The following is a 22,901-nucleotide window of genomic DNA, read 5'->3' as shown; positions in this document are numbered from 1 at the left end:
TTCCTCCTAATAATTATATTTATCTTTAATTCTCTTTTCGACACTTGTACTTACAAAGGCTGATACATCGCCCTTAAAGGCAGCTATCTCACGCACACCACTAGATGATACAAAGGAATATTTAGGATTACTTAGTAGAAATATAGTTTCAAGCCCTTCATATAAGGTTGAATTTACTCTAGCTATATTCTTTTCATACTCATAATCTGTGACAGCCCTAAGTCCTCTAGCTATAAGTTTAACATCTTCTTTTTTAGCAAAATTAACTAGTAAGCCATCAAAGGATTTTATGCTTACATTAACTAATTTTTCTTCTTTTATAGCCTCTCTTATTATCTCTTCTCTTTCTTTGAGAGAAAATAGAGAGTTTTTGTTTTCATTTCTAATAACTGCAACTATGACATGGTCAAAGTGAATTGATAATCTCTTAATCATATCCATATGGCCATTTGTTAGTGGGTCAAAGCTGCCTGGATAAATTATTTTCATATTGTATATATTTTAATATATTTCCTTCCATAGGACTTATCTTTTAATATATGTAGGTCATATTTTTCTGAAAAATCTAAGTCCATGCTCGATTCAGTTATAATTATACCATCTTCACTGGATAAGTCATATTCTTTAATATAAAATAGAGCTTTATCTAAAAAATCACTTTCATAAGGTGGATCTAGAAATATATAGTCAAACTTAAGATTCTTTTGCCCTAAGTTTTTAAGAGTTTTAACAAAATCGTTTTTAATTAATACGGCTCTGTCTGATCCTATTTTTTCTATATTTTGTTTTAATATTGAAAAATTAGAATAATTCTTTTCATTAAAATATACTTCGGCCCCTCCCCTTGAGAGAAATTCTATTCCCATTTGTCCTGTACCTGCAAACAAATCTAGAGCGAGAAAATTATCTTTAAAAGGATATAGCATATCAAATACTGCTTCCTTTACCTTGTTATCTGTAGGTCTAGATGTTTTTGATTTTGGACTAGCTAGATTAAAGCCTTTGTATTTCCCTGCTACTACTTTCATTAGTTTAAAATAATATCCTTATCTTCATCAAAAAATTTCTTTATGAAATCTATATTAACACCCTTAAAATCAATCGATTTTAAGTAGTCAAAAATCTCAAAGCTTCTGTCAGTTTCTTCTTGGGTCATGTTTAGGTATTCTATCTCTGAGAGATTTTTACCATGTTGAATAAGAGAGAGAATCTTTCCTCCTCCTCTTAACTCATAATCTTTTTGTGCAATTTCAAAGCCGTCATTTGTTTTCTCTAAAATATTAAGTTTAAGATTAGCATCAGCATTCTTATTTACAAGATAACAATATGACTTATATTGACCTCTTCCTACCCTGCCTCTTAATTGATGCAGCTGAGATAGGCCAAAGTTATTTGCATTATAAATTACAATTATATTAGCATTAGCTACATCTATACCAACTTCTATTACAGTTGTTGATATTAAAATATTGATAATACCACTTGAAAAATCACTAAGTATACTTTCTTTAATTTCAGAATTAAGTTTGCCATGAAGGATTTCTACCCTATAGCTTTTGAATTGTTTTTTGTATCTCTTATAAAGATTTTCTACTGAATTATCATCATCAGAATCTATATTATTACTTACAACATAGATTTGTCTACCATCTTCTAAATTTTTAGAGATTTGTTCAAAAAGGATTTTTTCTCTATCCTGCACTATTATATGGGTATCAATTATTTCTCTACCCATAGGCAGTTCATTTATAACACTTAAATCAAGCATCTGATTTATCTTTAAAGATAGGGTTCTTGGGATAGGAGTGGCTGTCATTGTTAAATAGTTTACAGCTTGTCCTTTTTTAGCAAGAGCTTGTCTTTGTTTAACACCAAAACGATGTTGTTCGTCGTTTATAACCAGTCTTAAATCATTAAATAATAAATCAGCTTGTATTAAGGCATGGGTTCCTATTACTATATCTATATCGCCATTTAATAGTTTAGCTTTTATTTCATCTTTATCTTTGCTAGAACCTGTTAAAAGTGCAACATTTAGAGAAAAAGACTCAATTAAATCTTTATATTTTTCATATTGTTGGATTGCCAAAACCTCTGTTGGAACCATCATAGCTGATTGATATGAGCTTAAGCCAAATACAATCATGGCTATAATGCCAACTATTGTTTTACCAGAGCCTACATCCCCAACCAAGAGCCTATTCATAGCATATTTACCTGAACAATCAGAAAGTATTTCATTAAGTGATCTTAGCTGTGGTTTTGTTAAAGCAAAATCAAGCCTTCCTAAAATATTATCTAATTTATAGCTAAGGTTGATATCTTGCTTTATCTTTGCATTTTTGCCTATATGATACAAAAATATCAATTCTTTAAGAAGGTCTAGTATTTTTATATCAGACTTTGCCCTCAATAAATCATTAACATTATCAGGAAAATGAACAATATTTAAGGCTTCTTGTCTAGATAAAAGATTACATTGATCCCTATTGGCTTGATTTAATAGCTCTTCGTCTTGATTATAGAAAGATAAAGCTTCCTTAATAAAAGCCCTTATGTTTTTCTGGCTCAGACCACTTGTTAATGGATAGATGGAATAAATTCCACCTATCTCATTTCCTCCAAGTCCCTCAAAAATAGGGTTTATAGCTTCATAAAATCCTTTTTTTAAGGACACTTTGGTATAGAATTTATATTTTTTATTAAGTTCGATACTTCTAATGGAAAACCTATCGTTAAACCACACAACCCTAATTTTGTTCCCAAGTTCATCTTCAAAATACATATAAGATAAGGAGACATTTTTAAGTTTTTTAAAATATGGTTTGGACACAGATTTCCAAACAAAGAAATAGGCTCTATCTCCTCTAGCTTGACTAGCTAGGATTTTTTTGCTCCTATCTTCATATGCTCTGGGATAAAAATTATATAAATCACTGACTGTGTATATATCAAGCTTGTTAAGAGTCTTGGCCTTTTTAGGGCCAATACCTCTTAGGTCTGTTAATTCCTTATTCAAGGGTTGCTTGGTAATAATATACTGGCTGTCCGCCGTAGATTAGTTCAACATCTATATCCTTATGGTCCTTAGAAAGCTTTTTAACAAGTTCTTTGGCTTTTTTCTTATCAGCTTCTTCACCATAATATAGAGTAATTAATGATATATCTTGATCTTCTTCAATAGCTTTTTCTAAGGCAAGTCTTAATGTTTCCTCGATTTTATCAGTACTTACCACGATTTTTCCATCAAGAATTCCGATAAAATCATCTTTTTTGATTTCTACATTATTCACGCTTGTATCTCTAATGGATATAGAAACTTCTGCTGTATGCATATCACTAATTACATCAGCCATGTTTTCTATGTTTTCTTCTATTGATTCTGATTCATCAAATTCTAGCATAGCTGTGAAAGATTCTGGTATTGATCTTGTTTCAACAACCATTGCATTTTTATCTGTTAGATCACAAGCTTGCTTAGCAGACATAATTATATTTTTATTATTAGGGAAAATAATAATATTTTCTGCATTTATTTCTTCTATATTTTTATAGATATCCTCTGTAGAAGGATTCATTGTTTGGCCGCCTGAAATTATCTTATCAATATTCATTGACTTAAGAATATCGTCGTATCCATCACCCCTAGATACTGCTATAAAGCCATATTTTTTAAGCTTAACTTCTTTTTCTTCTTTAGCGATTTCCGGGTTAGTGTTTTCAATTTCAACCTTTAACAAAACTCCATCTAGTAATAATATAGATATAACTTGATGAGGATGATCTGTCTGTAAGCTTGCCTCAATTACATTATTATTAAATTCTGAATCGAGGTGACTTGAAAGATTTGTAATGGAATCAATTATTTTTTCATAGTCAGATTCCTTACATGAAAGACTAAACGATAGCTTATAATTCTTTTCTTCTTCGTTTTCATCTGATAAGTCTATATCCCTATCGATATCATTATTTAGTGCATTTAATGCTCCCCTTAGTAAGAATAGCAAGCCTTGACCACCTGAGTCAACTACACCTGCTTCTTTTAAAACCGGCAGTTGTTTTGGTGTATTATCTAAAGCCTTCTGTCCTTCACCAATAATATCTATAAGATAATCATCTAAATTTATATCTTCTGAGTAGGACTCTTCTGCTCTTTCAGCCATCTTTCTTGCTACTGTTAGAATTGTTCCTTCTGTTGGTTGCATAACTGCTCTATAAGCAGTTTTAGAAGCATTTATAAAGATTTCTTTTATATCACTTGCTTCTATCACTTCTTTATCTTTTAGAGCTTTTGACATACCTCTTACAAGTTGAGATAAGATTACTCCAGAGTTTCCTCTAGCTCCCATAAGAGTGCCTTGGCTTAGGGCCTTTGAAATTTCGTATACATTTGATAAAGCAGATGTATTAACCTTATCAACACCAGATTTCATTGTCATGGTCATGTTTGTTCCTGTATCTCCATCTGGAACCGGAAATACGTTTAGCTCATCAACTAATGATTTGTTTTCTTCTAAATATTTAAAGGCTCCAATGACCATTTGTTGGAGCTTATTTGCATCAATAACTTTCATATTTCTCCTATCTATTGATTCCTTGGACATAGATATTTACTTCAGAAACATTTACATTCAAAGAGTTTTCTATATTATATTTAACATTTTCGATTATATTTTGACATACTACCGGTATTCTAATACCATATTCTAAAAATAGAGATATAAATATTGCTACTGTACCATTGTCCCTTCTTATAACCTTAACTCCTCTTTGCATGTTATTTACACCTAAGAGTTTATATATACCATCCTTTGCTGATCTACTTGCAAGTCCAACAACACCATAAGATTGCATGACGCTTGCTACTGCAATATTAGCAATAACGGAATCATCGATTGTTATTTTTCCTAAATTATTTACATATCTAATTGTCATAACACCTCCACATAAATATAAGTATTAACGATTGTACTTAAAAGATTGAATTGATATTTATAAAAATATCTATAAAACTAAACCTACTATCAAAGATAAGAGTAAATTAATTTTATCAAAGCTTTGTAAGTATTCCTTTAATTCATTATACCATAAATTCCTACTACTGATAAGAATATACCTATAATTATATATATTATATATTTATAAATTATAGGAATTATGTATTTAGGCAAGAAAAAATCGCCTAAAAGGCGATTTTCTCTTGCTTATATTATTTTTTATTTGCCAGCTAATTTCTTGTAAGATTCATATCTTTCTTTAGCAGCTTTTTCTGCTTGTTGATATAGTTCATCAGCTGTTTCAGGGAATGATCTCTTAAGTGATGAGTATCTTACTTCACCTTGAATGAATTCTTGGAATGATTCTGTAGGTTCTTTAGAGTCTAATTGGAATGGATTTTTGCCCTCTTCAGCAAGTCTTGGGTCAAATCTCCATAGATGCCAATAACCAGCTGCTACTGCTTGTTTTTCTCTAAATTGTGATTTACCCATACCAATTCTAATACCATGGTTGATACATGGAGCGTAAGCTATGATTAGAGATGGTCCATCATAAGATTCTGCTTCTCTAATAGCTTTTAGAGTTTGGTTTTGGTTAGCACCCATAGCTACTTGAGCTACGTATACATATCCATAAGATGTCATCATTAGACCAAGGTCTTTCTTTCTAACCTTTTTACCTGCTGCAGCAAATTGTGCTACTGCTGATAGAGGTGTAGCTTTAGAAGATTGTCCACCTGTATTTGAATAAACTTCTGTATCGAATACGAAGATGTTGATATTTTCACCACTTGCAAGTACGTGATCTACACCACCAAATCCGATATCATAGCTCCAACCGTCACCACCAAAAATCCATACAGATTTTTTGATTAGGTAGTCTTGAAGTTTTAGTATATTGTTTAGGTATTTCTTAGCATCTTCATTTGCTAAATCTTCTTTTACATTTAGGATAGCTGCTGTTGCTTCTTTAGAAGCTTTAACATCATCTTTTCCTTCTAGCCAAGCTTTGAATGCTTCGTTGTATGCTGAATCAAGTCCTAGTTCTAGGAATTTGTTCATGTTATCTTCTAGGATATGTGTATTTGCTTCTGTAGCAAGTTTCATACCATAACCATATTCAGCAGCATCTTCGAATAGTGAGTTACCCCAAGCTGGACCTTTACCTGTTGCAAGGTTTTTAGTATATGACATTGCTGGTGCACTAGCTCCCCAAATTGAAGAACATCCTGTAGCGTTTGCTATATACATTCTGTCTCCGAATAATTGAGTAATTAGTTTAGCATATGGTGTTTCACCACAACCTGCACAAGCACCTGAGAATTCGAATAATGGTTGTTTGAATTGGCTGCCTTTAAGTGTCATAGGATCCATAACATCTTCTTTGTAGCCAATTACATTATGTGCATATTCCCAGTGTTCTTTTTCTTTTTCTACTTCTTCTTCGAAAGGTTTCATTAGTAGAGCTTTCTTTGTAGCCAATTACATTATGTGCATATTCCCAGTGTTCTTTTTCTTTTTCTACTTCTTCTTCGAAAGGTTTCATTAGTAGAGCTTTCTTTGGAGCTGGACATACGTCTGCACAGTTACCACAGCCTGTACAATCTAGTGGAGATACTTGGATTCTAAATTCATATCCTTCCATACCTTTACCGATTGCTTTTTTAGTATCAAAACCTTCTGGTAGATTTGCTTTTTCATCTTCTGTAACTAGGAATGGTCTTATTACTGCGTGTGGGCATACATAAGAACATTGGTTACATTGGATACAATTATCTATTTGCCATTCTGGTACGTTAAGAGCGATTCCTCTCTTTTCGTAAGCAGTTGTACCTGATTCGAATTCACCATTTTCTATTCCTACGAAAGCAGATACTGGTATATCGTCTTCTTTTTGTTCAAGCATTGGTTTAACGATGTTTTTAATGAATTCTGGAAGTTCTTTTTCTTCTTTAACTTCATCAACTGCATCTTTCCATTCAGCTGGAACTTCTACTTTGATTGGTGCTTCAAGTCCTTGATCTACAGCGTTGTAGTTCATGTTAACTATATCTTCACCCTTGTGACCGTATGATTTAACGATAGATTCTTTTAGGAATCTTACAGCATCTTCTACTGGTATAACTTTTGTTAAGTTAAAGAATGCTGATTGCATAATCATGTTTGTTCTTCCACCAAGACCGATATTTTGTGCTATATGGCTTGCGTCTAAGATATAGAAATCAATGTTCTTTTCAGCAAGAGCTCTCTTCATCTTAGCTGGAAGACGGTTTTCAAGATCTTCAACTGACCAAACAGTGTTTAGTAAGAAAGTACCACCTTCTTTAATACCTGCTAGTAGGTCATATTGGTTAACGTAAGCTTGTTTTGAACAAGAAATAAAGTCAGCTTCATCTAATAGATATGTTGAAAGAATAGGTTCTTTACCAAATCTTAAGTGAGATACTGTTAGACCACCTGATTTTTTAGAGTCATAGTCAAAGTATCCTTGAGCATACATGTCTGTATTGTCACCTATAATCTTGATAGCTTGTTTGTTAGCACCTACAGTACCATCTGAACCGAAGCCCCAGAATTTACATCTGCTTGTACCTTCGTGTCTAACTTTGAAGTCATCTCTTGGAAGTGATTTGTTTGTAACATCATCTGTAATTGATAGTGTAAAGTCATGTTTTGGTTCATCTTTAGCAAGATTATCATAAACAGCTTTAACATCTGCAGGAATTGTATCTTTTGATGATAGGCCGTAGATACCACCGATTATAAGTGGTCTTTCGTCACAATCATAATAGCTTGCTTTAACATCTAAGTATAGTGGTGAACCGATTGCACCTTTTTCTTTTGTTCTATCAAGAACAGCTATTTTCTTAACTGATTTTGGTATAACTTTTAGTAAGTGTTCTGCAGACCATGGTCTGTAAAGATGAACTTCTACAAGTCCTACTTTTCTGCCTTCTTTTAGTAAAACGTCGATTGTTTCTCTAGCTGTTTGGCATACAGAACCCATAGCGATAATGATATCTTCTGCATCATCAGCACCATAGTAATTAAATAGACCATAGTTTGTACCAAGTTTTTCGTTGATTTGGTTCATGTAGTCTTCTACAATACCAACTATATCTACATAAGCATTGTTACTTGCTTCTGTTCTTTGGAAGAAGATATTTTTCTCAGCTGTACCCATGTGTTTTGGTCTTTCAGGGTTAAGTGAGTGGTTTTTGAATTCTTCTACTGCTTCATAGTCAAGCATTGGAGCAAGATCTTTGTAATCCCATACTTCAACTTTTTGAATTTCGTGGCTTGTTCTAAATCCATCAAAGAAGTTGATAAATGGTACTCTACCTTTAATAGCTGCTAAGTGAGCAACTGGTGAAATATCCATAACTTCTTGTACTGAGTTTGAAACTATCATTGCACAACCTGTTTGTCTTGCTGCCATTACGTCTGAATGGTCACCATAAATAGATAGTGCGTGTGTTGCAAGGGTTCTTGCTGATACGTGGAATACACCTGGTAATCTTTCTCCAGCAATCTTATACATGTTAGGAATCATTAATAATAGACCCTGACTTGCTGTATATGTAGTAGTAAGTGCTCCTGCTGCAAGTGATCCATGCATAGCTCCTGCTGCACCAGCTTCTGATTGCATCTCTTTAACTTTTACCTCTTGACCAAATAGGTTTTTACGTCCGTTTGCTGCCCAAACGTCTACGCTTTCTGGCATTGGTGAAGAAGGTGTAATTGGATATATAGTAGCTACATCAGTAAACGCATATGATACGTGAGCTGCTGCAGTATTACCATCCATTGTCTTCATTGCTCTAGTAATTGTCATCTAGACCTCCTAAAATAATTATAAGCAATTATCGTTAACACTAATATAATTATAAATATTTTTTCATTAATTGTCAAGAGAAAAAAAAAAGATTTTCTTATATCTTTCAGTATTTTTCAATTGATAATGATTATCATATCATATTTCCTCTAATATAATCTATGTAAAATATTCATTTTAAGCCCTATTAAATCATATATTTATGAATAAATATGCTATTTGCCTAAAGTGAATAATACTATGCTCATAAAACAAGAGGACAGACCTAAGTCTGCCCCTCTAATTTGCAATTATTTTCCCGCTAGTCTCTTGTAGGTATTGTACCTAGATTTTGCTGCTTTTTCTGCTTGTTCATATAATTCATCTGCACTTTCTGGGAATGATATTTTTAGTGATGAATATCTTACCTCTCCTTGGATAAATTCTTGGAATGATTCGCTTGGCTCTTTTGAATCTAATTGGAACGGATTCTTCCCTTCATCTTCTAGTCTTGGGTCATATCTCCATAAGTGCCAGTAGCCTGCATCTACCGCTTGTTTTTCTCTTCTTTGACTCTTGCCCATGCCTATCCTTATACCGTGGTTTATACATGGTGCATAAGCTATGATAATTGATGGGCCATCATAGGATTCTGCTTCTCTTATTGCTTTTAGGCATTGATTTTGGTTTGCTCCCATTGCAACTTGAGCTACGTAGACATAGCCATAATTTGTTAGCATTAATCCAAGGTCTTTCTTTCTTACCTTTTTACCTGAAGCAGCAAATTGTGCTACAGCTGCAAGTGGTGTTGCCTTTGAGCTTTGGCCACCTGTGTTTGAATAAACTTCTGTATCAAATACTAAGATATTGATATTTTCACCTGATGCTAGGACATGGTCTACTCCACCATAACCAATATCATAAGCCCAACCATCACCACCAAAAATCCAAACTGATTTTTTGATAAGGTAATCTTTTAGGTCATAGATATCTTCGAGTATGGATTTTGCTCTTTCATCCTCTATCTTTTCTTCTCTTAAGTTTAGAATTTTAGCTGTTGCTTCTTTTGAGCCTCTTACATCATCTTTATTTTCTATCCATTCTTTAAAGGCTTCATTTAAGTCTGTATCAATATTTAAATCTAAAAATTCTTTCATATAGGCTTCTAGCAAATACTTATTAGAATCTGTAGCAAGCTTCATACCATATCCATATTCAGCATTATCTTCGAATAATGAGTTTGCCCAAGACGGTCCCTTGCCTTCACTATTTTTAGCATAACAAACTGATGGTGCACTTGCTCCCCATACAGATGAACATCCTGAAGCATTGGCTATTAGCATCCTATCTCCATATAATTGGGTTACAAGTCTTGCATAAGGAGTCTCACCACATCCTGCACATGCACCGGAGAATTCTAGGAGTGGTTGTCTAAATTGACTACCCTTTACTGTTGTAGGCTCCATCAATTCTTCCTTATAACCAATTTCTTCGTGAGCATAGGTCCAATTATCTTTTTCTTTTTCTACTTGTTCTTCAAAAGGCTTCATGATTAAGGCTTTATTTGGTGCTGGACAAACATCTGCACAGTTTCCACATCCTGTACAGTCAAGTGGTGATATTTGTATCCTAAATTCATATCCTTCAAGTCCTTTGCCTATGGCTTTTTTAGTTTCAAAACCTGCTGGAATATTTTCCTTTTCTTCTTCTGTAACCAGGAATGGCCTTATTACGGCATGTGGACAAACAAATGAGCATTGGTTACATTGGATACAATTGTCAATTTGCCATTCTGGAACATTTAAGGCTACACCACGTTTTTCATATTGAGTTGTTCCTGTATCCCAAGCACCATTATCTAGATCTTTAAATAATGAAACAGGAAGTTCGTCTTCTTTTTGTTCTTCCATTGGCTTTACAATGTTTTGTATAAAGTCAGGAAGTTTTACTTCTTCTTTTTCTTCATCTTTTGCATCTAGCCAAGATTCAGGTACTTCTATCTTTTCATAAGCACTTGCTCCCTTATCAACCGCTTCATAGTTCATAGCGACTATATCTTCACCCTTATGACCATAAGCTTTAACTATAGAATCTTTTAAATATTTAATGGCATCATCTACATCTATTACTTCTGTAAGATTAAAAAAGGCTGATTGCATAATCATATTTGTCCTTGAACCAAGACCAATGTTTTCTGCTATATGGCTTGCATCTATTATATAGAAATTGATTTTATGTTTTGCTAGGTAATTTTTCATTGAGGCTGGAAGATGGTCATCTAGTTCATCCTTTGACCAGATAGTATTTAATAAGAAAGTTCCCCCTTCTTTTAAACCTTCTAGCAAGTCATACTTATAAACATAAGCTTGTTTAGAGACAGAAATAAAATCAGCTTCATCTAATAGATAGGTTGAAAGTATAGGCTCTTTACCAAATCTTAAGTGAGAAACGGTAAGGCCTCCTGATTTTTTAGAATCATAGTCAAAGTAAGCTTGGACATACATATCGGTATTATCTCCGATAATTTTAATTGCTTCTTTATTAGCGCCAACAGTACCATCAGATCCAAAGCCCCAGAATTTACATCTTGATTCACCCTCATGTCTAATTCTAAGGTCTGTTCTAGGAAGTGACTTGTTTGTTAGATCATCTGTGATTGATAGGGTAAAATCTTTAACCATGTCCTTATTTAGGTTGTCAAAGGCCGCCTCAAAATCAGCTGGTATTGTATCTTTAGAACTTAATCCAAATCGACCGCCTATAATTTCAGGTTTATCCTCTACATCAAAGAAGGCTGTTACAACATCTTTGTATAATGGTTCACCCTCTGCGCCTTTTTCTTTTGTCCTATCTAAAACACCAATCCTCTTAACAGACTTTGGTATTACTTTGAGAAGGTGGTCTTTAGAAAATGGTCTGTATAGATGTACTTCAACAAGACCTACTTTTTGTCCATTGGCATTTAGATAGTCAACAGTTTCTCTTATAGCCTGGCATCCAGAACCCATCGCAACTAAAGCTCTATCAGCTTCTGGATGTCCGTAATAATTAAATAATTTATAATCAGAACCAATTAAATCGTTTATTTTATTCATATAATCTTCAACTATGTTAGGAAGCCTATCATAGATTGGATTTGATGCTTCTGCTGCTTGGAAGAAAATATTCTTTTGAACAGTACCCATAGTTTTAGGTCTTTCTGGGTTTAATGAAGTGTTTTTAAATTCTTTTACAGATGCGTAGTCAACTAGTGGAGCTAGGTCCTTATAGTCCCAAATATCTATTTTTTGAATTTCATGGCTTGTCCTAAATCCATCAAAGAAGTGTAGGAAAGGTACCCTTGCCTCAATTGCTGATAAGTGAGCCACAGCTGCAAGATCCATTACCTCTTGTACAGAGTTTGATGCTAGCATTGCAACTCCAGTTTGTCTTACAGCCATAACATCTGAATGGTCTCCATAGATTGAAAGTGCATGGGTTGCAACTGTTCTTGCTGCTATATGGAAAACACCTGGCAAACGCTCTCCTGCAATCTTATATAAATTTGGAATCATTAATAGTAAGCCCTGGCTTGATGAATATGTAGTAGTAAGGGCTCCTGCTCCAAGAGAACCGTGCATAGCTCCTGCTGCACCACCTTCTGATTGCATTTCTTTTACTATAACTTCTTTACCAAATATGTTTTTTCTCCCGTTTGCTGCCCAAACGTCTATGTATTCTGGCATTGGTGAAGATGGAGTTATAGGAAAGATTGTAGCAACCTCTGTAAATGCGTATGAAACATGAGCTGCTGCTGTATTACCGTCCATAGTTTTTTTGACTCTAGTTATTGTCATAATAAATCCTTTCTCGTCATATTTTGAAATAAATTGACATAAATATTTTATATCTACTAATATTATATACAAAAATCGTTTTTATAACAATAGTAAATTTATATTTTTTCAAAAAAAGAACCCCTTTTGGGGTCCATAATTTGCATATTTTTAATTATTATATTTGGTCATCATGAATTCTTTCAGGATGGAAAATGTTATCAGTCATTACTTTTGCAGCATTATAACCATAATTCTTCTCTCTTTGGTTCATTGCTGCTACCTCAATTATTAGAGCAAGGTTTCTACCAGCCCTAACAGGAACAACTAAATGAGGAACACTTACATCAAGAAGCTCTATGTGGTGTTGGTCAATTCCAAGCCTATCGTATTCAAAATCATCCTTCCATTGCTCAAGTTCAACTACTAAATCAATATTTGTATCAAACTTAACCGAACCTGTACCATATAATCTTCTAACGTTGATTATTCCAAGGCCCCTAATTTCCATAAAGTGTCTAATATTTTCAGGAGCTCGTCCAATTAGTTTATTATCTATTGCTGATATGTCAACCATGTCATCAGCTACTAGCCTATGGCCCCTATTTACTAGCTCAAGGGCTGTTTCAGACTTACCAACAGATGACTTGCCCATGATAAGTATTCCCACACCAAATACTTCCAGAAGCTCTCCGTGAACATTTGTTGATGGAGCAAGTTGGTATTCTAGTTGGTCGGAGATGTCTGATATTAACTTAGTAGTCTTAACTGGTGACCTAAGTAGAGTTACATCATAATATCTTGCAAGGTCAATTATGTCTTTATTTATTTCACGATTAGATGAAAATATTACTGCAGGTATCTTGTAGGACAAAATTCCCCTAAATCTTTCATATTGCATCTTACTATCTAGACTTGTTAGGTAGGTGTATTCTACTTTGCCTATTACTTGGAGTCTCTTATAAGGAAATTCTTCCATATAACCAGTAAGCTGTAAGCCAGGCCTGTTTACATCAGCATTTTCCAGATCAATTTCAAGATAGTCTGTCGATTGGCTTATTATTTCAAGGCCTAAATTCTCAACAACAGTATGAAGTTTAATGGTTTTCTTGGCTTCACCCTTGCTAACCTCTTCTTCAATGTGTTCACTTTTATCGTCAATATTTTGTACTTCAGTCATTTACTATCCTTTCAGCTTTAAATATTTATAGATTTCAAGGGCTGCTTGCTTGCCTACTAGAGGAACTTCCATTAGTTCTTCTACACTCGCCTTTTTCATGTTGGCAATAGTCTTAAAGTGAGCATATAAATTGGCTTTTGTTTTCTCACCTACACCCTTTATATTGTCAAGCTCAGATTTTTTCATAGTTTTTCTCATAAGTGACCTATGATAATTTATAGCAAATCTGTGAGCTTCTTCTTGGATTTCATAGATTAACTTATAAACTGGATCACGTCTTTTGATTGGAATCTCTTCATTATTATAAATAATAGCCCTTGTGGTATGCTTGTCATCTTTCACAAGACCAGCTACTTTTATATTCATATCAAGATCATTAAGGACTTTATTCGCAATAGATACCTGACCCTTGCCACCATCCATCAAGATAAGATCAGGAAGTCTGCCAAATCCGGTATGGGTATTGCCCTTAGCTATATCCTTTTTAGCATTATTAAGCCTTCTAGTTAAGACTTCTTCAAGTGAAGCATAGTCGTTTGGTCCTTCTACTGTTTTTATCTTAAATTTCCTATATTCCTTTGGAGCCTGAACACCATTTTCAAAAACGACCATAGAACCAACTGAATGGACCCCAGAAGTATTAGATATATCATAGGCTTCAATCCTATTAATCTTGTTAATATTTAGTATTTCTTTTAGTTGGCTAAGGCCGCTAGATTTATTACGTTCTTTTTGATCAAGGCGTTTCTCATATTTAACCCTCATATCATGGGCATTTCTAGCTGCCATATTTATTAGTTCAAATTTCCTGCCGAGTTTTGGCTGAGAAATAGCTACCTTTGAGCCTTTTTTCTGATTTAAGTATTCATTTATTGATTCCAATTCATTAGGTAGGCATCCGACTAAAATTTCCTTAGGTATATAAAGGATATCTAAGTAAAATTGCTTTAGGAATGAAGACATAATTTCTGCCTCACTATCAGCAAATTCATTTTTTATTACAAAATGTTCTCTATCAACAATCTGGCCCTTTCTCATGAAAAATACCTGCATGATGATTGTTGAAATGCCCTTAGACATAGCAATTATATCTATATCTTCGCCTGTTGTCTCTGTTACAAACTGCTTTTCAGAAATTATAGAAAGAGCCCTATACCAATCCCTATATTTAGCTGCCATCTCAAAGTTTAATTTTGAACTTTCCTCATTCATTAAGGAAAGTACCTTATCAGGTATCGTTCTATCCTTATGGTCTAAAAAACGCCTCACATCATCCATAGCTTGAAGATATCTAGTCTCATCTTCCTTGTCTATACATGGCCCCTTGCATCGTTTTATAAAATAATTAAGGCATGGTCTATCTAGTCTTTGACCCTTGTCAAAGTTAAGATTGCAAGTCCTAAAAGGATAATATAGGTTAAACAAATCTATAGCATCATTTACAGCATAGGCATCAGGATAGGGACCGAAATAATCTGCCCCATCCTTTTTAACCTGTCTTACCTTTTGAATTCTGGGAAATTTTTCTCTAGTAATCTTGATATATGGATATTGCTTGTCATCTCTTAGGACAATATTATATTTCGGTCTGTTTTTCTTTATTAAGTTAGATTCAAGAACTAGGGCTTCGACTTCATTTTGAACAATGATATATTCGAAGTCCTGGATATGGCTAACCATAGCAAGAACCTTAGCACCCTTGTTCTTGTTGTTATCAAAGTATTGCCTAACCCTTCTTTTTAGAGAAATAGCCTTGCCGACATAAATTATATCACCATCTACATTTCTCATTATATATACACCGGGTTTGTCAGGTAATTCCTTGAGTTTTTCTCTTAATCTTTTGCTTGTCAAATTTCCTTACATCTCTCCTTCAAATATTCTAGGTCATCGCCATCAAGATATGGACTTAAAAGGTCATAACACTTTTTATTATAAGCATTTAACCAATCAATCTCTTCACTTGTTAGCATAGAAATCTTTACTGGTCTGGTATCAATTGGAACAATGGTTAGACTTTCAAATTCTAAAAATGATCCAAATTCATTTTCAAAAGCTTTTTTAACATAGGCTTCATTTTCAATCCTGATACCGTGAGAATCTTCTATATAAAGACCTGGCTCTATTGATGTGGTCATATTTTCTACAAATTCCACCCTATTTTTCTCTGAAATAGCTTGTGGCCCTTCGTGAACTGTAAGGACATAGCCTACTCCATGGCCTGTTCCGTGGAAGAAGTCCTTGCCAGCTTTCCATAGAGGATATTTTGCTAAAGCATCGAGCCTATCACCCTTGGTTTTATTTTTAAACTTGGCTAAAAATAAGGTCAAGAATGATTTTAGAACGAGTGTGTAGTCGATTTTCTCATCTTCTTTTAAGTTTCCTAATGCTACTGTTCTTGTAATATCTGTAGTGCCCTCTTTATAGTGACCACCTGAATCCACTAGAATCATTCCAAGACTCTCTATTGTCTTTGAACCAGTAACTGATGGAGCATAGTGGACTATTGCAGCATTTTCCTTATAGCCTGCTATAGTTTCAAAAGAATCTTCGATAAAGGATTCATTTTCAGCTCTTAGATCATGGAGTTTTTTGCTAGCCACAAGCTCATTAAGACTGCCTGTCTTAGCACCAATTTCAAGCCAATTAAAGAATTTAACAAGACTTACCCCATCGTAGATATAGGCCTTTTTAATATTTTCTATTTCCTTATCTGTCTTTATGGCCTTCATATAGGTTGTAAAGTTAGTTCCTTGGCCAATCTTTACATTTGCATTTATTGAATCATAAATGGAGACATTTGTTCTATTTGGATCTAAGTAAATCCTATTTTTTCCTTCAATATTTTTAAGGAGTTGGTAAATATATCCATATGAATAAATTGTGATTCCACTTTCTTCCAAGTAAGATTTAACATCACTATCTAGCTTATCTTCATCAATACATAGATAGGCCTTCTCTTCAGAAATTAGCATATAAGATAAAACTACTGGGTTGTAATCTACATCATTGCCCCTGATATTTAATAAGTAGCAAATATCTTCTGGACTGCCAATAAAGGTGTAATCATAACCTTGATTTTGTATTTTTTCTCTCAAGATGCTTAATTTTTCAGAAAGACTTTGGCCTGAATATTTTTCTTCATGAATCCAAACCTTATCCTTTGGTAAAGTAGGCCTATCTTGCCAGATTTTTGATATATAGTCTAGGTCTGATACCAATACCCTAGCTCCCATATTTTCTGAAAGCTCCTTATAACCTGTTACAGAATAACACTGGCCATCAAAGCCTATTTTGCCAAATTCTGGAATATTAGCATCCAAATATTCTAATATACTTGGATATCCCTCTACCCCAATTTTCATTAGCTCAAATTCAGAGTTGGCTAGCTCTTTATTTGCTTGCAAGAAATATCTTGAATCTGTCCATAATTTCGCTTCTTTAAGGGTAACAACAGCAGTTCCAGCAGAGCCAGTAAAGCCTGAGATAAATTCTCTAGTCTTGTAATAATCAGCTAAATACTCTGATTGGTGAGGATCTGATGTTGGAATGATATAGGCATCAATTTTCCTATCTTGCATCATTTTTCTTAATTTTTCTATTCTACTATTTATATTCATAAAATCTCCTTATGATTAAATACATTTGCTTATAATAATACTTTATCCTTATTTACGATAATTGCTATTTGTATTGTAATAGAGATAACAGATAATAAGAGCTTAATACAATTGATTTTTTCTTTAAATCCATTATAATATTATCGTTATAGAAATAAGAGTAAAGAGAGTGTGAATAAGATGAAACTTGGAATAGTCGGCCTACCTAATGTTGGTAAATCAACATTATTTAATGCCATTACAAAAGCAGGTGCCCTAGTAGCAAATTATCCTTTCGCTACAATAGATCCAAATGTGGGACTTGTAAATGTACCTGATGAAAGATTAGAAGCCTTATCAAAAATTTCTAATTCAAAAAGAATCCTACCAGCAGTAGTTGAATTCTACGATATAGCTGGCCTTGTAAAAGGTGCAAGTAAGGGTGAAGGTTTGGGTAACAAATTTTTATCAAATATCAGGGAAACTGATGCAATAGTAGAAGTTTTAAGATGCTTTGATGACCCAAATGTAACCCACGTTGATGGGTCAGTAGATCCCTTACGTGATATAGAAACAATCAACCTCGAGCTAATATTAGCTGACCTTGAACTCGTAGATAAGGTTCTTGAAAAGAAAAGAAAAGTAGCAAGGGCTGATAAGTCAGCCAGAGCTGAGGTTGAAGTTTTAGAAAAAATCGTCGAAGTCCTTGAAGCAGGAAAGTCCGCAAGGATCCTAGAACTCAACGATGAGGAGAAAAAACTTCTAAGAAGCTACCAACTCCTATCAACCAAGCCAATAATTTATGTATGTAATGTCAATGAAGATGATGCAGCAAATGATGGAGAAGGAAATCCATATGTTGAAAAGGTAAGAGAATTTGCTAAGACAGAAAATGCTGAAGTATCAGTAGTATCTGCAAAAATTGAGCAAGAAATCTCAGAACTTGATACAGAAGAAGAAAGAGAAGAATTCCTTGCGATGATTGGTCTTGAAGAATCTGGTACAGATAAAGTTATAAAAGATTCCTACAATACCCTAAACCTAATTTCCTTCCTAACAACAGGTGAAATGGAAACTCGTGCTTGGACAATTACCAAGGGTACCAAGGCAGTTGATGCAGCTGGTAAAATCCATACAGATATCTCAAGAGGCTTCATCATGGCTGATATAATTTCTTACGAAGACCTAATAGAAGCTGGCTCTGTCAACCACGCCAAGGAAATGGGTAAGCTCCGCATGGAAGGTAAGGAATATATCATGCAAGATGGCGATGTAGTAAACTTTAAATTTAACGTATAATGTATAGAAATATGAAAAAACAAGGAAAATTGATAGTTCATACCGGCTCAATGTTTTCAGGTAAGACAACCTCCCTTTGGAGAGAGCTTTATAGGATGAACATTGCAAACTACAAGGTTGTCGCTTTTAAACCATCAATAGATGATAGAGATGGAGACAAGCAAATAGTAACTCACGATAACTTAAGTCTTGATGCCATAAAAGTTGAAGATTTAAATGAAATCCTAAACTATGCCAGAGACCATGAGATAGATGCTATAGGTATTGACGAATTGCAATTTTTCCCAAATGATCCTAGCGAAGTAGTGGATATATTTAATAAGTTAATGGCTATGAATATCACAATCGTAGTATCAGGCCTTGATATGGACTATAAGACTAGACCATTTGAGATTATAAAAGAGATTATGCCCCTAGCTGATGAACTTATAAAACACCATGCCATTTGTGCATCATGTGGAGAAGATGCTTGGGCATCTTATAGGAAATCAAGCGATGATTCAAGAATCCAAATCGGAGCCCAAAATCTGTATGAACCCCTTTGCAGATCATGTTATAATGACAAAATGAAAGAAAGAGAAAAAACTAAAAATCAAATAAAACTTAATTTAGATAAATAAAAAATCTACCCTCGCAGGTAGATTTTTTATTTAAAATTTATAATTTTCAATAAACTCTAGGTCGCTCTCATCTAAAGAGTATTTGCTTTGGTCAGTTATAATTTCTGGGCCATCTTCATGGATTATTAATTGGTGTTCAAATTGGCTTACCTTTGAACCATCAACTGTTCTTGCAGTCCAGCCATTATCATCAAGCTTCATATGCCAATCACCGATAGCGATCATTGGTTCAATTGTAAATACCATTCCCGCTTGAATCCTTGGACCACGTCCAGCTATTCCGTAGTGAGGAACTTGTGGGTCTTCATGCATTTCCTTACCAATTCCATGGCCTATAAAATCTCTTATTACAGAAAATCCATTTTCACCCTCTACATATGCTTGGATGGCAGCTCCAATATCACCTATCCTGTTTCCAGGTACAGCTACTTTAATAGCCCTATTTAGGGATTCGAGATTCACATCTACTAGCTTTTGATCTTCCTCACTCATCTTACCGATCGTATAAGTCCAGCAAGAGTCAGCAAGCCCTCCATCAAGGTTTACAACATTATCTATTGATAAGATATCTCCCTCTTTTAAAGGCCTATCTGTAGGATAGCCATGGCAGATTTCATCATTTACAGATGTACAAAGGGTAAAAGGAAATCCGCTATAACCAAGCTGAGCAGGGATAGCCTTGCAGTGGTCTATTATAAATTTATTTGCAAATTTATCTAATTCTAGGGTTGTTCTGCCCTCTTTTATAACTTTTCTGAGAGCTAGGTGGGTTTTACACAAAATTTCTGCAGCAGCCCTCATTTTTTCAAATTGTTTTTCATTGTATATTCTAATCAATATATCACTCTCCTTAAAAAAGGACGCCAAAGCGCCCTTATCTTATAGTCTTTTGCTAGCTATATAGACGTATTCGTCATTATTTATCTTAGGTTCTATTTCCCAATTTGAACCCATTGAGATAGATTCTCCTAGTTTGTCTATATAATACATTATTATACCTGCATCTAGTAGGTTAACATCTCCCTTGTAGTCTTTGATGTATAGATTTATTAAATCATCTACAACTACAAATCTCCAAGGTTGAGCATTGTAGGCTGATGGTGCAAATCTAGCATAAGCAAATATATCTTCTAGGCCTCTTTGCTCTAAGTCTTCGTTTGTTGCTGAATTTCCTAACCTATCCATGTAAACAAATTCACCGATTCCAAGTCTATCATCAAATTGGTGTTCTCTAACACTTTCATCTACTGGATATCCAACTGCTAGTAATAGATTTAAGTGGCCACCATCATAGTTAAAGATAGATTTTTTCACATCAGGGTCTACATCACTTACTGTAATCCAGCAAGTGCCAAGCCCTAAAGCATTTAGCTTTGTGATTAATTCTTCTACTCCATAAGCTCCTTTTACAAGTGAAGCTGGATTGTCATTTAGAGTATTTAGGGCAAGATAGGCTGGTGCCTTGATCATTACTCCCCTATAGCCAGCTAGACCATCAAGCGCCTTATAAACGCTTTCTCCATCGCTTTGTACTATAAAGGCTAGGTCATCCTTACCTAACTTTACTATTTCCTCATCTACCATTTTGTAAACTTTTTCTAATGTTCCTTCATCAAGTTTAGTGTCTTTGAAATCTCTTGTTGAAGTTCTTGATTTTAAAAATTGTGTTGTAAGCATATTTTCCCCCATATTATTATTCTACTTCTATTGTATCACATTTTAAAAAAATTAAATATGGTAAAATAATAATATGAACTTAACTAACATACAAAAAAAGGCAGCAGAATTTAAGGATGGACCTTGTCTAGTCCTTGCAGTGCCTGGTGCAGGCAAGACTACTATGCTTTTAGAAAGGATTAAAATTTTATCAAAAAATGTTGATTCACAAAAAATTTTAACCCTAACTTTTTCAAAAACCCAATCACAAGATATGAAAAATCGATTTGGGACAAGCGATAGTAATTTCATGACAATCCACGCCTTTTGCTACCTAATTATAAGAAATTACCTAAAAAAATATAATAGAGAATTAAGACTCATCGAAGCAAGTGATTCCTATAACAAATACCACCTGGTAAGAGACATATATAAGAGCATTAACAATAAAAAACTTTCAAGGGAAGATGTAGAAACTTTTTTTACAGAAACATCTTACATGAAAAACGCTCTGCTTGATTTGTCATACCTAGATAAGGTAAGGATAAAAAATATCAAAGAAATATTTAATGAGTACGAGAAGTTTAAGAAAGAAAATCATTTTATAGATTTTGATGATATGCAATTAATAGCATTAAAGCTCCTTGAAGAAAATCCTAGACTCTTAAGGTCAATACAAAAAAAATACAAATATTTTCAGCTAGATGAAGGCCAAGATAGCTCAATTTTGCAATTTAAAATTCTTAATATGATAGTGTCTAAAAATAATAACTTGATGGTTGTAGCCGATGATGACCAGTCTATCTATTCCTTCAGGGCAGCTGAGCCTGAATATCTTTTAAATTTTAAAAAATACTACCCTGATTCTGAAATAATAATTATGAATGAAAATCACAGGTCAAGCGCAAATATTTCTAAGCTTGCCAATGAATTTATTAAATTAAATAAAAATAGGTACCAGAAAGATATTATTAGTAATAAAACTTCTGGAGAAAAAATCATAACTAAATACCTTAAAGATTCTAAGGATGAGTATGACTTTATTATAAAAAACTTAGACCCAACAAATACAAATGCCATTATTTTTAGAAATAATATTTCGGCTATTAACCTTATTTCATTTTTGTTAGAAGATGACATAGACTTTACTATTAGCGAAGATTTCCTTAATTTTTTTGAATCTCAAATTATTGAAGATATCTTTGATGTGATTAGATTTTCAGAAGATTTTAATGATGTTGAAGCTTTTACAAATATCTACTACAAGATATCAACCTATCTAAAAAAATCCGAGATAGAAGCTCTTGCGAGTAAACCATCTAGGCTTGATGTATTTTCTTATTTTTATGATATTCTTGACTATGATAGAAGAGAAAATCTCTATCAGATTGAAAAAAAATTGAAGCACATAAGGAAATTATCCCTAGATAGGAAAATCTCATATATTTATAACTATCTATCTTACAAATCTTATGCGTCGCTAAGGTCAAATAAATTTGCTGAAGAAAATGTAAATAAAGATCTATACATAGAGTCTTTAATCAACTTTTCTAAAGGCCTAAAAAATATAAATGACTTTTATGATAAGATTGGCCTAGTAAAAGACAAAATAAAATTATCTCTGGGAAATCCATTAATATTAACGACAATCCATAAGTCCAAAGGTCTTGAATATGATAGGGTTTTTATAATTGATATGATTAAAAACGAATTTCCTATGATAAATTATGATGAAAATCCAGATGTGGCTATGGAAGAAGAAAGAAGAATATTTTATGTTGCCATGACCAGAGCCAGGGAATCCTTATTTATACTTACAATTAAAAGAAGAAATGGTAAAAAGGCTCTTCCTTCGGAATTTTTCACCCAAGTTTATCAAATAAATAAAACTGCTAGATGACAAAATTTGCCACTAGCAGTT

14 protein-coding genes and 1 pseudogene are annotated in these 22,901 nt (G+C 33.7%); 3 read left to right on the top strand and 12 right to left on the bottom strand.

The window, feature by feature from the left end; genetic code table 11:
- Positions 1–6: 6 nt before the first annotated feature.
- The 10 genes and pseudogenes from coaD to NH286_RS01475 form a co-directional block, all read right to left on the bottom strand.
- Positions 7–489, bottom strand: a complete 483-nt coding sequence (gene coaD / locus NH286_RS01520) for a pantetheine-phosphate adenylyltransferase (protein WP_106460341.1) — start codon at positions 487–489, stop codon at positions 7–9.
- Positions 486–1,028, bottom strand: a complete 543-nt coding sequence (rsmD, locus tag NH286_RS01515; protein ID WP_199792147.1) for a 16S rRNA (guanine(966)-N(2))-methyltransferase RsmD — start codon at positions 1,026–1,028, stop codon at positions 486–488. The genes coaD and rsmD overlap by 4 nt, the downstream gene beginning before the upstream one ends.
- A complete protein-coding gene (locus tag NH286_RS01510) occupies positions 1,028–3,019 on the bottom strand; it encodes an ATP-dependent DNA helicase RecG (protein WP_265236355.1) in 1,992 nt (663 codons plus the stop codon). Before NH286_RS01510 ends, rsmD begins: the two co-directional genes overlap by 1 nt.
- A complete protein-coding gene (locus tag NH286_RS01505; RefSeq protein WP_265236353.1) occupies positions 3,012–4,574 on the bottom strand; it encodes a DAK2 domain-containing protein in 1,563 nt (520 codons plus the stop codon). Before NH286_RS01505 ends, NH286_RS01510 begins: the two co-directional genes overlap by 8 nt.
- 7 nt (positions 4,575–4,581) lie before the next feature.
- A complete protein-coding gene (locus NH286_RS01500) occupies positions 4,582–4,935 on the bottom strand; it encodes an Asp23/Gls24 family envelope stress response protein (protein ID WP_106460344.1) in 354 nt (117 codons plus the stop codon).
- 281 nt (positions 4,936–5,216) lie between these two features.
- Positions 5,217–8,832: pseudogene (gene nifJ, locus NH286_RS01495) on the bottom strand (pyruvate:ferredoxin (flavodoxin) oxidoreductase).
- A 290-nt stretch (positions 8,833–9,122) separates the two neighbouring features.
- On the bottom strand, positions 9,123–12,647 hold the full coding sequence (gene nifJ / locus NH286_RS01490) for a pyruvate:ferredoxin (flavodoxin) oxidoreductase (RefSeq protein WP_265236350.1): 3,525 nt from the start codon (positions 12,645–12,647) through the stop codon (positions 9,123–9,125).
- Between the two features lie 157 nt (positions 12,648–12,804).
- On the bottom strand, positions 12,805–13,806 hold the full coding sequence (hprK, locus tag NH286_RS01485) for an HPr(Ser) kinase/phosphatase (RefSeq protein ID WP_106460347.1): 1,002 nt from the start codon (positions 13,804–13,806) through the stop codon (positions 12,805–12,807).
- A 3-nt stretch (positions 13,807–13,809) separates the two neighbouring features.
- Positions 13,810–15,660 (bottom strand): excinuclease ABC subunit UvrC, encoded by a 1,851-nt coding sequence (uvrC, locus tag NH286_RS01480; protein ID WP_265236348.1) that lies wholly within the window; start codon positions 15,658–15,660, stop codon positions 13,810–13,812.
- Positions 15,657–17,426 carry an aminopeptidase P family protein gene (locus NH286_RS01475; protein ID WP_265215226.1) on the bottom strand — a complete coding sequence of 590 codons (1,770 nt, stop codon included), beginning with the start codon at positions 17,424–17,426 and terminating at the stop codon, positions 15,657–15,659. The genes uvrC and NH286_RS01475 overlap by 4 nt, the downstream gene beginning before the upstream one ends.
- A gap of 180 nt (positions 17,427–17,606) precedes the next feature.
- Between NH286_RS01475 and ychF the strand changes: the two genes are divergently transcribed.
- Positions 17,607–18,704: a redox-regulated ATPase YchF gene (gene ychF / locus NH286_RS01470; protein WP_265215224.1), complete on the top strand. Its 1,098-nt coding sequence runs from the start codon at positions 17,607–17,609 to the stop codon at positions 18,702–18,704.
- 11 nt (positions 18,705–18,715) lie between these two features.
- On the top strand, positions 18,716–19,324 hold the full coding sequence (locus tag NH286_RS01465) for a thymidine kinase (RefSeq protein ID WP_265215222.1): 609 nt from the start codon (positions 18,716–18,718) through the stop codon (positions 19,322–19,324).
- Between the two features lie 30 nt (positions 19,325–19,354).
- Here NH286_RS01465 and map read toward each other — a convergent pair whose 3' ends face one another.
- Positions 19,355–20,161 (bottom strand): type I methionyl aminopeptidase, encoded by an 807-nt coding sequence (gene map / locus NH286_RS01460; protein WP_106460353.1) that lies wholly within the window; start codon positions 20,159–20,161, stop codon positions 19,355–19,357.
- Positions 20,162–20,203: 42 nt separating this feature from the next.
- Positions 20,204–21,001: a nitroreductase family protein gene (locus NH286_RS01455; protein WP_265236346.1), complete on the bottom strand. Its 798-nt coding sequence runs from the start codon at positions 20,999–21,001 to the stop codon at positions 20,204–20,206.
- Positions 21,002–21,074: 73 nt separating this feature from the next.
- On the opposite strand from NH286_RS01455, the gene NH286_RS01450 reads away from it, so the two are divergent.
- Positions 21,075–22,880 carry an ATP-dependent helicase gene (locus tag NH286_RS01450; protein WP_265236344.1) on the top strand — a complete coding sequence of 602 codons (1,806 nt, stop codon included), beginning with the start codon at positions 21,075–21,077 and terminating at the stop codon, positions 22,878–22,880.
- Positions 22,881–22,901: the final 21 nt, after the last annotated feature.

It is taken from the genome of Anaerococcus sp. NML200574 (assembly GCF_026131665.1).
In the GTDB taxonomy this organism is placed as follows: Bacteria; Bacillota; Clostridia; order Tissierellales; family Peptoniphilaceae; genus Anaerococcus; species Anaerococcus kampingae.
The sequence above is the reverse complement of the archived record's forward strand: the minus strand, read 5'-3'. Positions and strand labels throughout refer to the sequence as shown.

Coding starts and splice junctions, on each gene's coding strand:
- NH286_RS01465 (WP_265215222.1), top strand. CDS start 18,716: ATGAAAAAACAAGGAAAATTGATAGTTCATACCGGCTCAATGTTTTCA.
- NH286_RS01475 (WP_265215226.1), bottom strand. CDS start 17,426: ATGAATATAAATAGTAGAATAGAAAAATTAAGAAAAATGATGCAAGAT.
- nifJ (WP_265236350.1), bottom strand. CDS start 12,647: ATGACAATAACTAGAGTCAAAAAAACTATGGACGGTAATACAGCAGCA.
- NH286_RS01455 (WP_265236346.1), bottom strand. CDS start 21,001: ATGCTTACAACACAATTTTTAAAATCAAGAACTTCAACAAGAGATTTC.
- coaD (WP_106460341.1), bottom strand. CDS start 489: ATGAAAATAATTTATCCAGGCAGCTTTGACCCACTAACAAATGGCCAT.
- NH286_RS01505 (WP_265236353.1), bottom strand. CDS start 4,574: ATGAAAGTTATTGATGCAAATAAGCTCCAACAAATGGTCATTGGAGCC.
- NH286_RS01450 (WP_265236344.1), top strand. CDS start 21,075: ATGAACTTAACTAACATACAAAAAAAGGCAGCAGAATTTAAGGATGGA.
- rsmD (WP_199792147.1), bottom strand. CDS start 1,028: ATGAAAGTAGTAGCAGGGAAATACAAAGGCTTTAATCTAGCTAGTCCA.
- hprK (WP_106460347.1), bottom strand. CDS start 13,806: ATGACTGAAGTACAAAATATTGACGATAAAAGTGAACACATTGAAGAA.
- NH286_RS01500 (WP_106460344.1), bottom strand. CDS start 4,935: ATGACAATTAGATATGTAAATAATTTAGGAAAAATAACAATCGATGAT.
- ychF (WP_265215224.1), top strand. CDS start 17,607: ATGAAACTTGGAATAGTCGGCCTACCTAATGTTGGTAAATCAACATTA.